The sequence below is a fragment of the Armatimonas sp. genome (genome assembly GCF_043757465.1).
In the GTDB taxonomy this organism is placed as follows: domain Bacteria; phylum Armatimonadota; class Armatimonadia; order Armatimonadales; family Armatimonadaceae; genus Armatimonas.
The window spans coordinates 29812-42372 of the sequence record NZ_JAYVPL010000091.1; the positions used below are offsets into that span (position 1 = coordinate 29812).

Sequence of the window (12561 nt, forward strand, 5' to 3'; positions counted from 1 at the left end):
GTTTTAAATATCTGAAGAAAAGGCTTTCCGTCCGCAGGACGGCGTAAAGCTGGGCCCGGCCTTTCAGGGTCGGGGAAAGCAAAGAAAAGAGAAAAAGGCGATTTACCCGTGCGGCGGTGCGCGGGAGCCACAGGCGGTGCGCTCGTAGCGCGCTCGTGGTGCAGAGGGTGCGGCACAGAGCGGACGCTCACTGCGTCGCTCAGGCAGAGACACACTGGCTCGGGTGGGAGTGAGAACGGCAAGCGCATTTAGATCCGCTGCCGGTTCCAGACGCACCAGCTTGAGGCGACCGCTCTGGGCTGCGGCCTTGATGGCTTCTTCTTCTTGAGTCGTCGCCCGGCGTGGCGAGAGCGCAGCCTCAGCGGGAACCACCGCCACATTTGCCTGACGCAGCGCCGCCAGCACCACCGCCGTCGTGCTCGGGGTGAGCAAGAGGGTGGAGAGCAGAAGCAGGCTCCAGGTCCAGATTGGCTGGCGATGAATCATACGGCTCATGAGAAAATTCGCTAGCGGATATTGTATCATCTAGGGCATGACCTACGCGACTCTCTCAGGCATCGGCATTCACACAGGCCAGCCTTGCTCCGCAACACTCAGTGCACTTCCTCCTGGCTCCGGCATTCTGTTTGAGACGCCCGAGGGACTCATTCCCGCTCGCGCCGAGAATGTCGTGGAGACACTGCGCTGCACGGTACTGGGGTGTGGCGCGGCCCGTCTCTCGACTGTGGAGCACCTGCTCTCCGCCTGCGCCGGGCGTGGTATCCGCGATCTCAAGGTGAGTGTGAGTGGCCCGGAGCTCCCCATTCTTGATGGTAGTGCGGCGGGCTGGGCGGCCACACTTCCGCAGGGCGCACTTGCACTGCGCGAGCTTCCCCAGCCGATTATTGTGACGGGCCGAGGCGGCGCGTTTATCGCCTGCTACCCGGCGGAGATGCTCACCGTCACCTGCGCTATCGCCTTCGAGCACCCACTCGTCGGCACACAGCTCGCGCGCTTCGCTCCCCTTGCACTCAGTGCTGGGGAAGCTTATCTGGAACAAATCGCCCCCGCGCGTACATTTGGCTTTATCGAGGAAGTTCAGAAGCTACTGGACGCCGGGTTGGCCAAGGGGGGATCGCTGGAAAATGCCGTTATTGTCCACCCGGATCGCTACGAGCCCGCGCTTCGCTTTGACAACGAGCTTGCCCGTCATAAGCTTTTAGACTTGCTAGGAGATCTGCTGCTTGCTGGTTTTCTGCCAAAAGCGGATATAATCGCCATGAAACCCAGCCACGGGCTAAACTGCCAACTGGCGTCCCTTTTGTCGAGGATTGATTTTGAGTAACGAAATAATTTTGCCGATTGAGGCGGCGACGCTCCTGCGTATCCTGCCACACCGCTATCCCTTTCTACTCGTAGACCGTGTGCTCGAAGTGGAGCTGGGCAAGCGCATCCTAGCCCGCAAGAACGTGACGGTCAACGAGCCCCACTTTGTCGGGCACTTTCCGATGGTTCCGATCATGCCAGGCGTCTTACAGATCGAGTGTATGGCCCAGGTCGGGGGAGTTTTGCTCCTGCTAGAGCCGGGCAACGAGGGCAAGCTGGCCCTGCTCACGGGTATTGAGAAGGCTCGTTTCAGGCGCAAAGTGGTTCCGGGCGATGTGCTAGAGATCGAGATCACGGTCATTAAAGTACGTGGTGCGATGGGCTGGATTCACTGCGAGGCAAAAGTCGAGGGCAAGATTGCCTCGGAGGCCGACATCTCCTTTGCACTGGCGGAAGGGAACATGAACGATCTATGAGTACCCCTAAAATTCACGCGACTGCCGTCATTGATCCCACTGCCCAGATCGGGGAAAATGTGGAGATTGGTGCCTACACGGTTATCGGCCCCGACTGTATTGTCGGTGAGGGCACTATTCTGGGTCCCCATGTGGTTATGGAGCAGTATACAGAGCTGGGCAACCTGTGCCAGGTGCGTGCCGGAGCCGTGCTCGGTGGCCCCCCACAGGACAATAAGTTCAAGGGCGAGCGCTCGTTCGTGCGCGTCGGTGACCGAACCCAGATCCGCGAGTTTGTCACCATTCACCGCTCCACGGGTGAGGACGAAGCCACAACGGTGGGTGAAGATGGGCTGATCATGGCTTATGTGCATATCGGCCACAACTGCCACGTCGGCAACAAAGTCATGCTCTCGTCGTATGCGGGCCTCTCTGGCCATATCTATGTCGAGGACAATGTGGTTGTCGGGGGCATTGTGGGGATGCATCAGTTCGTGCGTGTGGGCCGCTACGCCATGGTGGGCGGGTACTCCAAAGTGGTTCAGGATGTCCCCCCGTTCATGCTCGCGGATGGCCGCCCCGCCGATGTGCTGGATCTGAACATTCGGGGGCTGCGCCGTGCGGGCATTGATGCCAATACGCGAAACGCGCTCAAGCAGGCCTATAAGTTCCTCTACCGCTCCAACCTGAACCGTACCCAGGCCCTGGAGGCGATTGCCGAGGAGCTGGACTCCAACCCGGACTTGGACTACTTAGTGCAGTTCATTGAGCGGATGAAAGACGGTACCTCAGGCCGTCAGGAAGACCGCCCCCGGCGCTAACCTATGCGCATTGTGATCACTGCCGCCGAAGCCTCCGGAGACCGCGTCGCGGGTCAGCTCGCTCGTGAGCTGCGTCGCCTAGTTCCGGAGGTGGAGATCTACGGGAGCGGCGGCACGTGGCTGCGTGACGCGGGCGCGGAGGTTCTGGTGGACGCCAACGCCTTTGGTGTCATTGGTATCGCAGCGGCTCTGAAGCGGTTCCCGCAGATGCTCTCTGCCCGACACCGGCTCCTCACCGAGCTCAAGAAGCGCCCCCCGGATGTGCTCATCCCCATTGATGCACGGGCCTTCCATCTGGGAATCGGCCCGATTCAGGGGCTGGTGCCCTGGGCACGGCGCCACCTCCCCCAAACCAAGATTCTCTACTACTTCCCTCCAGGCTCGTGGCACAAGACCTTAAAGTACACCCCTTTGAGCGGCTTGGTGGATGCCGTTGCCTCCCCCTTTCCCTGGAACGCGAGCGAGCTCAACCGGCTGGGTGTCCGCGCGGAGTTTGTCGGGCATCCGCTGCTCGATCTGGTGAAGCCCTCGCAGCCGCTTGCCCTCTTTGCCAAGAAGTACGGGCTGGATACCGATAAGCCCCTGGTCGGGCTGCTGCCAGGAAGCCGAACGCAGGAGATTGAGGCCATTCTGCCCGTCCAGCTTGCCGCCGCCCTCCAGATCGCCCAGCGCATCCCCGGTGTCCAGTTTCTGATCGCCCTGGCCCCTACGGTAGCGCGGGCACAGGTGGAGGCCGCGATCATTGAGGCCACACGCCACCCCGAGGTCTTGAAGGAACAGCCCAAGCCCTCCTCGGACACCCGGCAGCGCCGCATTGTTCTGGCGGAGGGTTCCGCAGAGGCATTGCGCCAGCGACAGCGGGAGTGGAGTGAGCACGCACAGCCGCACCGCAGTGATCGCCTGGTGATTCCTCCTTTCGCCATTGTGGAGGATGCCACCTACGATGTGCTCTCCGCCGCCGATGTGCTGATCTGCAAGTCCGGAACCACGACCCTGGAGGCAGCGATCCTGGGAAAGCCGATGGTGATAGTCTACAAGCTCGGGCGCGGCAATGCGCTCCAGCTCGCGCTGATTCGCAAGAGTTTACCCCGCTTTGTGGGGATGCCCAATATTATCGCAGGCAAAGAGATCTGCCGGGAGCTCTTGCAGGAAGCAGCTACCCCGGAGGCAATCGCCTCGGAGATATTGGGAATGCTCCTTGATCCAGATCGCATGGCCCGGATGCGCCGCGACTTAGCCCAGGTGCGCTCTCAGCTCGGGGAGCCAGGCGGTGCGGAGCGCACCGCCCAGCTCGCCCTCTCCCTAAGCTCGCCCTCTCCCTAGTGGGCGCGTGTTCGAGCGTAGAGCTGGATTAGGGTTGCGCTGTCACGAGAGCTGAGCGCGGAGCTGGTCTTGATAATGTCGTGCATCACATCACCGTTGAAGGCGCTGTGCCCGTTGTCTCCTATGTTACGCCCGACAATGCCCAGGCTATGGCCGAACTCATGCTCGGCAGTGGGCAAGAGAAGCGCACTGGCGACGCCCTTCCTGAACGTGATGTCACTCTTCTGAATGATGCCATCCGTGGTGGGATTACTGGGAGAATCAAAAAATCTCACCTGGGTAATTCCCACCCCGCCATCCGCAGCGTTCACCGTATCGCTAAATGTCACCGTAATATCCGCTTCGGTGGCATCCGTGGTCTGCGTGAAGCGTACCAGGTTACTCGTGCCCGTGCTCCAGGCAGCGGCGGCAGCCATCAGCTCCGTCGAGCGGTCGGCTGTTCCGTCGAGACCAATAAAGACTTTAAGCGGACTAGCAGTCTTGCTGCTGGACCAGCGTAGCGAGAGGTTAAGCTCACTAAAATAATCCGCAGTGGTGGGAGCGGGCGTGCTACTACTACCGGCGCAGCCCCCCAGGACAGAAAAAAGAGCCAAACTACCAAAAAAGTGTCGTTTCATAGGTAATAGTATACAGGGTACAATCGGCACATGCGTGCAATCTTGCTTTCCTGGGAGTACCCACCTATGCGGGTGGGCGGTATCGCGGCGGCGCTGGAGGGGCTTGCTCCGGCGCTCGCGCGCTCGGGCGTGGAGACCCATGTGGTCACTTGTGGAGACTCGGGCGGGGCCCCGGAGGAGAACCCGGTTCCGAATCTCTTTATTCACCGCGTCACTGTGACGGAGCCGTCGGATAATTTTGTGCACTGGGTTCACTTGCTCAACGATAAGTTAGATGAGCGCGCCGATGCGCTGATTAAAGAGTGGAAGAAAAAAGAGGCGCGTAAAAAGAATAAAACGCCCATTGTGCTCCATGTTCATGACTGGCTGGGCCAGTTCGCCGGGATCGCACTCAAGCAGCGCTACAAACTGCCGATGCTCTCGACAATCCATGCGACTGAGTTCGGGCGTAATAGTGGGATTCGCACCGAGGGACAGCGCTACATCAATCAGTGCGAGACGGAGCTTGCCCATGAGTCGTGGCGGGTGATTGTGTGCTCGAACTTTATGCGCGGCGAGGTGGAGTACGCGCTGGGCGTGCCGTGGGACAAGATGGACGTGCTGCCCAACGGGGTGGAGACGCGCGTTTTCGAGGGACTGGAGGGCACTGCCTGGTCAAGCTTCCGCCGTCGCTTTGTCGCGGATAACGAGAAGCTGGTGTTCTTTATCGGTCGGCCTGTTCACGAAAAAGGCGCACATATTCTGGTGCAAGCGCTCCCCAAAGTGCGGGAGCTGGGGGTCAATGCCAAGCTCGTGATCTCCGGTGGCGGTGTCCGGGGGCACTTAGAGGCGCTCGCCTGGCAGCTCGGGGTCTGGGATCATGTTTATTTCACAGGGCGCGTGAGTGACGAGGATCGTGACAACCTCTACCAGGTTGCCGATGTCGCAGTCTTCCCCAGCCTTTATGAACCCTTTGGCATTGTGGCGCTGGAGGCAATGGCGGCGCACACGCCTGTGGTGGTAAGTGATGCAGGCGGGCTGGCTGAGGTAGTCGAGCACAATATGACGGGCACGACAACCTTAAGGGGCGATGCGGACTCGCTCGCCTGGGGAATCGCCCGCGCGGTGCGCGATCCCGGCCACTCCCGCTGGATGGCACAAAACGCCTACGAACGTGTGGAGAACATCTTCAACTGGGATGTCATCGCCGCAGATACCAAGGCCGTCTACGAGCGTGTCTGGGAAGAGTACAAAGCCTCTGACTGGGGACTCTAGCCCCTCAACAACTGCCCCCATAAATGCCCCCAACTGTGGGGGCATTTTTTCTTCTTGACTTTCTTAACAATTCCTGGCACACTAGAGATACAGACGTGGGACACTCTCCTACAACTGTGAGGGTATCGTCAACAAAAACGGTTCTTAACCGTTTCTTAGCTCGGAGTTAATAGTTCGCCCCACCGTCGGGGATAGACTGCCTGTGTGGGTACAAACCCACCAAACAGCGGAGGAACCAAACAAATGCAACAAACCAAACGTGGTTTCACACTTATCGAACTCTTAGTCGTGATCGCGATCATCGCGATTCTCGCCGCGATTCTCTTTCCTGTTTTTGCCCAAGCCCGTGAAAAGGCCCGCCAGACTGCCTGTCTCTCCAATGTAAAGCAAATCGGCACGTCCATGATGATGTATGTCCAGGACTACGACGAGATCACTCCAGGTGCTCGTGGTGGTGGCTGGGAGTGGTGGACGGAGCTAATGCCCTATATCAAGAACCTTGATGTGCTCAACTGCCCGGATCGCACCAATGGTGGCCCGCGTACCCAGGGTTCCGTTGCGGGTGTGACCGCAGGCTGTGTGGGGGGAGTGTTCGTCCAGAGCCGGTACTCAGGCTACGGCTACAACTGGGGACCGATAAACTACCGTGGTGGTGGTCTGATGGGGCCGTCTATACCTGCCGTAGCGGGCGATGCTTGTGGTCGCCGCCATTCCGGAACGGCAATCGCCTCCATTGACTCCCCTGCACAGATGTTCGCCTACGGAGACACCTACGATACCCCCCGTATGACGGTCGGTATTGGCTTCGCAATGGACGGTGCAGGTGCCCTGAGCCGTAACTCCTCGATCCGGCATGGCGCACAGTGGAACATGGGCTTTATGGATGGTCACGCCAAGAACGTCAAGATGATTGGCGGATTCATGGTGGGTGGTTTCAATAGCCGCATGGCCATGCCTGCCGTCCCGGCTATTGGTAGAATGGCGTACTGTGCTGACCCTGGCTATATCGTCAACAACGCCGGAACGGCACAGCCCGATGGGACTAATATTCCCAGCACCCTGCGCTGTGATCAGGTAACAGACTGGATTCTCGCCAACTATCCGCGCTGTACAGCTGCCTCAAATGGCGGCAACTGTCTCTGGCTGGACTAGGAGCTCTGATGATGAAATTCAAAATCCTCGCTCTTAGTGCCCTAGCCCTACTCGCACTAGGGGGCTGCTCGAAAACAGAAGAGACTGTCGTGGATCAGAGCGCGGCGAAGGCTAGGCCGGGAGCCAACACGCCACCCGCTGCCGCGTCCGCCGACACTGTGGCGAAGCAACGGGCGGAAAAAGAAGGTAAGTAGTTGCCGCAAGGCACGTAGCACTTAACGAGAGGCTCCCTTAACTTTAGGGAGCCTCTCTGAATTTTAGACCATGCAAAAAACATTCCCTCATTTTGGTGCGCCCGCGGGCACGCAATTCGCGAAAGTAGTGCCGGGTGGAACGACGATCCTGCCTAACGGACGCTTTCTCACCCCGCTGGGCAAGCGGCTCTGGGCTCCGCGTGAGAACTTATGGAGTGTTGGGCTCTCGCCCGATGGCAAGACACTGGCGGGGCTCTATGAGGGTGGCTTGGCGCTCTGGCCAACAAATTCCAGCGAGACTAAGCCCAGGGTGATTGCACGGCGCGATGCGGGCTTCGCGGGCGTCTTCACCAAAGACGGAGCGCGCTATATTGTGTCAAGTGGCGATGCAGATCACGGGATCGAGATCTACAACACGGGCGACTGGGACGCCGAGACGGTGAAGATTGCAGCGGATAAAGAAGCCTATATCAACGACATCGCGCTCTCCCCCGACGAGCGCTGGGTCTACGGCGTGGACGTCGCACGGCAGAGAGTGGTGGTCTTTGATCTGCAAGCGGGTAAAGTGGCAGCGGACGTGCCCGCGGGGCGACAGCCGTATGCCTGCGTGCTCTCCGCCGACGGCAAGCGGCTCTTTATCGCCAACATTGGAATTTTCGATTACAGCTTGGTGCCACCGCCCACGCCCGGCAGTGACGGAAACAAACGTGGTCTTGCCATTCCCGCGTTTGGTTTTCCCTCACCCGAGGCAGAGAAAGGTGTGGAGCGCGAGGGACGAAAAGTGCCCGGCCTCGGCAGCCCCTACGTGCCCGATGCACAGAGCCTCTGGGCCTACGATGTGAGCAATCCTGCCGCACCGAAAGTGACGGCAAAGGCCAAGACAGGCATTCTGATCCACGCGCCTGCCGATGGCGGCAAGTCCGTGGGGGGGAGTGCGCCCAATGCGCTGCTGCTGCGCGGCACTCTGCTCTTTGTGAGCAACGCCAACAACGATACGGTACAGATTTTTGATGTCGCGACAATGAAACCGCGCAAGAGTATAAAGCTCACGCCCACTAAAGAGACCGCGCTACTGCGTGGCGTAATTCCCACCGGCATGGCACTGAATAAAACCGGGACGCGGCTCTATGTCTGCGAGGCGGGGCTCAATGCCGTGGCCGTGATTGACCCCAAAGCTGGCGTCGTGTTGGGGCATATTCCGACCGGGTGGTTTCCGGTGCAGTGTGCGCTTTCCAGTGATGAGAAGACGCTCTATATCGGCTCGCAAAAGGGCCTGGGACGCGGCCCGAGTGGCTCCAAGAACCCACGCCCCACTACCGACGAGCGCTCCGGGCTCTCCGCCATGCCCGGTATGGTGGACTGCGTAAGCCTTCCAAACCTCAATCTGGCCAGTGCGACGAAAGCCACTCTCGCCAATAACGGGCTGGTTCCTAAAGCTACGCCACTGCCAAAGCTCCCCAAAGAGATCGAGTATGTTGTGTTTATCACCAAAGAGAACCACACGTTCGATGGCATCTTCGGCACTCTGGAGAACGCTGCCGCTGAGCCTGAGTACGCCGAGTGGGGCGAGCGCGGCTGGATTCGGGAGAACGGCAAGGACGAGCGCATCCCGATCATGCCCAACCACCTGAAGCTGGCGCGGCAGTTTAGTATCTCCGATAACTTCTATATGGAGCCCGATGCCTCTGGCGATGGTCATAGATGGCTCGTCGGAGTCTATCCAAGCCTCTGGACCACCCGCGTCTTCTACTCCGGCTGGAATTTCTCGCTCTCCGAGTCGGCACGCGGGCGTATGATCAGCTTCGGCTCCAACGGAAGCCAGATCCCCGAGGACTACCTTGAGAATGGCTCGCTCTGGGAGCACTTAGCGCGGGGCGGCGTGAGCTTTCGCAACTACGGCGAGGGCTTCGAGCTGCCGCACAACGAGGAGGGCGATCCCGCGACCAAGTCTGGGGCGTTCACGCTCGTCAACTTCCCCATGCCTAAAGTCCTCTACGACAACACGTGCTTCAACTTCCCGGCCTACAACAACAACATCCCCGATATCGCCCGCGCCGACTGGTTTCGAGAAGATATTGCGGACTACAGAAAGAAGCACCAGGGCAAGCTCCCGCGCTTTATCAATATCGCCCTCTGCAACGACCATGGCGCAGGCAAGCGCCCTGAGCGTGGCTACCCCTACACCAGCAGCTTCATGGCCGACAATGACCTGGCACTGGGCCGCGTTGTTGAGTTTCTCTCGCACCAGCCCGAGTGGAAGAAAATGGCGATCTTCGTCACGCAAGACGACTCCGGCGGCGACGGCGATCACATTGACCGGCACCGCAGCTTTGTTCTTGGGATTGGGCCGTGGATGAAGAAGCACTACGTGACGCACCAGCACACCAGCATCATGAGTATCATCAAGACCATCTACCGGCTCTTCAATCTGGGGCCGAACAACCTCTTCGATGCACTCGCCACCGATCTCTCCGACATGTTTACCACGACACCAGACTTCACCCCCTACAAGCACACCCCTGCCGACCCGCGTGTCTTCAAGCCCGCCGACACATTTGATCCTTCGGACCCGCAGTTTAAGCGCCGCCGGGGCGAGAAGCCTGAAGTGCCCCTCGACGACCCGAAGTTTATTGACTCTCTGCGCCAAAAATAAGACTGTAGTACAATGCGCTCGTGAATAAACTCTACTTGGAGACGGCGACCTCTCTGGCACGCCAAGCGGGAGAGATTGGCCGCTCAATCTTCGTCACTGCCCGCGAGAGCACCTGGAAGTCCGACAACACGCCCGTGACTGCGGCGGATATTGCGATCAACGATCTGGTGATCCGAGAGATCTCCCGAATCTACCCCGGCCATGCTATTCTGGGCGAAGAGGCCAGCCAGACGCACGAGGGTGCTGACCATATCTGGGTGTGTGACCCTATTGACGGCACAATCCCCTACGCGCTTGGCATTCCCACATCGGCGTTCTCGCTCGGCCTGGTGATCGCCGGTGTCACCGAAATAGGCGTCGCCTACGACTTCCATGCCGACCGGATGTACACGGCGGAGCGGGGCAAGGGCGCGTTCTGCAACGGCCAGCCGCTCACGGCGTTTACGGGTACCAGCCTGCGCGCCACGGTCACGGATGTCGAGGGCCTCTGGTGGAGCGGCTTTCCCGTGGGTGAGCTTACCGAGCTTCCGAATCTCTTAGAGCGTGAGGGCAGCAAGATTCTCAAGGTCTGCTCGATGGTCTACGCCGGATTGTTAGTTGCACGCGGCGAGCTGGCAGGAATGATCAGCCGGGGCGACAAGCCCTGGGACGTGGCAGCGATGGACTTGATCATCCGCGAGGCAGGCGGCTGCGTCACCGATCTCAAAGGTAACCCGCTGCGCTGCGACGGCCCGATTCCTGGTAGCGTGGTCTGTGGCGCAGGCGTACAGGACGCCTACCTCAACTTAATTGACGAGGCTTTTAGCTCCTAGCACCGCCGACAAAAATCCCCCGGCAGCATCTAATAGTTCGCGGGCTTTGTCGGCACTGACGCCTTTTCTTGCCATGACGATCCCCACTTTTGCGGAGCCGCCGGACTCGGTGAGGAGCCGGGCGGCGGTCTCGGCGTCCGTTTGGCCGAGGTCGGCGATGAGGCGCTGGGCGCGAGCGACGAGCTTGATGTTGGTGGCCTGGACATCTACCATTCGATTTCCTAGAGTTTTCCCAATCCTGACCATCGCGCCGGTGGAGAGCATGTTGCAGATGAGCTTTTGTGCCGTGCCGGACTTGAGGCGCGTGGAGCCCTGAAGCACTTCGGCCCCGACGATGGCCTGAATCGCAATATCGGCGTCGTCGCACAGGGGCGCGGGGGTGGCGCAGGCAACACCGACGGTGACAGCGCCCCGCTCTTTTGCACGGGCAATTGCGCCGCGAACATAGGGTGCCCCGCCCGAGGCGCTCATTCCCACGATCACATCATGCTGGCCGACACGGGCGTTGTCTATAGCGTCAGCGCCTGCTTGCCTATCGTCTTCGGCACCCTCGATGGCCTTGGTGAGCGCGCGCTCGCCGCCTGCGATGATACCAAAGACCTGCTCCACGGAGACACCGAACGTGGGGAGGCACTCGCTGGCATCGAGCACACCCAGGCGGCCCGAGGTGCCCGCCCCCACATAGATGAGCCGTCCACCTGAGCGCATTCCCTCGGCGATGGCGTCCACGGCGCGAGCGATCTCGGGAATGCAGCCACGCACGATAGCGGCGACGGTAGCGTCTTCGTCGTTGATGCGTCGCAGAAGCTCGTCGGTGGGCAGACGGTCTATGCCCTCGGTGTGCGGATTCACAAGCTCAGTACTGGGTAGGGTGTTCATGGTGTATTTTGCCTGCCCCCCATCCCCCGCCCGGCGGGGGGGGATACAAGGTAAAGCTCGTATTCCTTATTGTCCCCCCGCTTGGCGGGGGTTAGGGGGTAAAAAGCGCTTCTATCCTCGCACAACCTTGAGTGCGTTGCTGCCTTTCTCGTTGCCGGTCTTGGTGACGACATAGACTTTGACAAGAACGCCCTCGCCGCTTTCGATAAGCTCCAGGCTGCCGTGCCAGGTGAGGGTATCGGCACTGATCATGGCGACCACGGCCTCATTGCGAGTGTTGTAGCTAGGCAGAGGTGCGACACGGACACTGTAGTGATCGAGCTGGTCGTTGGCAGAGGCGGTCCAGGCAAGCTGGGCGCAGGTGTGGTCGGTGCTCCACTGCCCGCTTAACACCACGGCCTCGGGGGTGCTGCCCCCTGTGGGATAAAGGCTGGGCACGGTGGTGAGCAAGGGGTGCGCGGCCTCGAAGTGAGCAACCACGGCGTTTTTATACTGGCGCAAACGGGTGACAAGCTCGGTGCGGAGGGTGTCACGGGTGCGCCGGTCTACGGCAAGCCCCTGCTCTTGAAGGCTAATCTGCTTATACACATCTTGCAGGGCAACTAATTCCTGCTGAAAGTTTGGCAGGGTGTAGCCCCCAGCGAGCTTCAAGCCCCCGCTGATCGCCTCGTCCCCAACCGCCACGTTAATTTTTTGCCAGAGGGTGTCCATCTCGGTGAAAGGCTTGAGTGTCCCGGCCATGTCTGCGGTCGCCAGCGGAAGCGTGGGGAGTGTCTTTGCAAACGGTGTTCCGTCGAGCGCACTCTTCACCGCCCCTCGAAACTGCGTCAGCCTTGGACGGAGCTTCGTCTTAAGCTGATCGCGCCTACGTGCCAGCGTCGCCAGGATCAGCACCGCCGCATCTACTTTTTGAACGAGCGTCGTTATATTAATCTGATCCGCAACAAGATTGCTGAGGCTGTAGCCCCCTTTAAGCTCTAGCGCGTCTGGAGCAAGGCTAACATTAACCCGCTCCCAGTGACTCGCCACATTTCCCAATGTCACCTGAAACCCACTGATGGTTGTAATCGGCATCTAAATTCTTTCCTCAATAGCA

Annotated in this window: 13 protein-coding genes; 9 read left to right on the forward strand and 4 right to left on the reverse strand. The window is 59.8% G+C overall.

The window, feature by feature from the left end:
* Positions 1-102: 102 nt before the first annotated feature.
* Positions 103-495 (reverse strand): hypothetical protein, encoded by a 393-nt coding sequence (locus ACH2ED_RS12070; protein ID WP_395091338.1) that lies wholly within the window; start codon positions 493-495, stop codon positions 103-105.
* Positions 496-532: 37 nt separating this feature from the next.
* Here ACH2ED_RS12070 and lpxC point away from each other — a divergent pair, with 37 nt between their 5' ends.
* The 4 genes from lpxC to ACH2ED_RS12090 are packed head-to-tail and all read left to right on the forward strand — an operon-like array spanning position 533 to position 3904.
* Positions 533-1324, forward strand: a complete 792-nt coding sequence (gene lpxC / locus ACH2ED_RS12075) for a UDP-3-O-acyl-N-acetylglucosamine deacetylase (RefSeq protein WP_395091340.1) — start codon at positions 533-535, stop codon at positions 1322-1324.
* Positions 1317-1781 carry a 3-hydroxyacyl-ACP dehydratase FabZ gene (fabZ, locus tag ACH2ED_RS12080; RefSeq protein ID WP_395091342.1) on the forward strand — a complete coding sequence of 155 codons (465 nt, stop codon included), beginning with the start codon at positions 1317-1319 and terminating at the stop codon, positions 1779-1781. Before lpxC ends, fabZ begins: the two co-directional genes overlap by 8 nt.
* On the forward strand, positions 1778-2581 hold the full coding sequence (gene lpxA, locus ACH2ED_RS12085; protein WP_395091344.1) for an acyl-ACP--UDP-N-acetylglucosamine O-acyltransferase: 804 nt from the start codon (positions 1778-1780) through the stop codon (positions 2579-2581). The genes fabZ and lpxA overlap by 4 nt, the downstream gene beginning before the upstream one ends.
* A 3-nt stretch (positions 2582-2584) precedes the next feature.
* Entirely contained in the window at positions 2585-3904 is a 1320-nt protein-coding gene (locus ACH2ED_RS12090; protein ID WP_395091346.1) for a lipid-A-disaccharide synthase, read from the forward strand.
* On the opposite strand, the gene ACH2ED_RS12095 is transcribed toward ACH2ED_RS12090, so the two are convergent.
* Complete coding sequence (locus tag ACH2ED_RS12095; protein WP_395091348.1) at positions 3901-4521, reverse strand: matrixin family metalloprotease; 621 nt, start codon at positions 4519-4521, stop codon at positions 3901-3903. The genes ACH2ED_RS12090 and ACH2ED_RS12095 overlap by 4 nt on opposite strands.
* 30 nt (positions 4522-4551) lie before the next feature.
* Between ACH2ED_RS12095 and ACH2ED_RS12100 the strand changes: the two genes are divergently transcribed.
* From ACH2ED_RS12100 to ACH2ED_RS12120, 5 genes are all read left to right on the forward strand, one after another.
* Positions 4552-5775, forward strand: coding sequence for a glycosyltransferase family 4 protein (locus ACH2ED_RS12100; RefSeq protein WP_395091350.1), 1224 nt, complete (start codon positions 4552-4554; stop codon positions 5773-5775).
* A 243-nt stretch (positions 5776-6018) separates the two neighbouring features.
* Entirely contained in the window at positions 6019-6927 is a 909-nt protein-coding gene (locus ACH2ED_RS12105) for a type II secretion system protein (RefSeq protein WP_395091352.1), read from the forward strand.
* 8 nt (positions 6928-6935) lie between these two features.
* The gene (locus ACH2ED_RS12110) at positions 6936-7121 is read left to right on the forward strand and encodes a hypothetical protein (RefSeq protein ID WP_395091354.1); all 186 of its coding nucleotides are present in this window, start codon (positions 6936-6938) and stop codon (positions 7119-7121) included.
* A 70-nt stretch (positions 7122-7191) separates the two neighbouring features.
* Positions 7192-9774: a bifunctional YncE family protein/alkaline phosphatase family protein gene (locus ACH2ED_RS12115; protein ID WP_395091356.1), complete on the forward strand. Its 2583-nt coding sequence runs from the start codon at positions 7192-7194 to the stop codon at positions 9772-9774.
* Positions 9775-9794: 20 nt separating this feature from the next.
* Positions 9795-10586, forward strand: a complete 792-nt coding sequence (locus tag ACH2ED_RS12120) for an inositol monophosphatase family protein (protein WP_395091357.1) — start codon at positions 9795-9797, stop codon at positions 10584-10586.
* Here the strand turns inward: ACH2ED_RS12120 and murQ are convergent.
* Together murQ and ACH2ED_RS12130 are read right to left on the reverse strand one after the other, a co-directional pair.
* On the reverse strand, positions 10560-11465 hold the full coding sequence (murQ, locus tag ACH2ED_RS12125; RefSeq protein WP_395091359.1) for an N-acetylmuramic acid 6-phosphate etherase: 906 nt from the start codon (positions 11463-11465) through the stop codon (positions 10560-10562). The genes ACH2ED_RS12120 and murQ overlap by 27 nt on opposite strands.
* Before the next feature lie 111 nt (positions 11466-11576).
* On the reverse strand, positions 11577-12539 hold the full coding sequence (locus ACH2ED_RS12130; RefSeq protein ID WP_395091361.1) for a hypothetical protein: 963 nt from the start codon (positions 12537-12539) through the stop codon (positions 11577-11579).
* Positions 12540-12561: the final 22 nt, after the last annotated feature.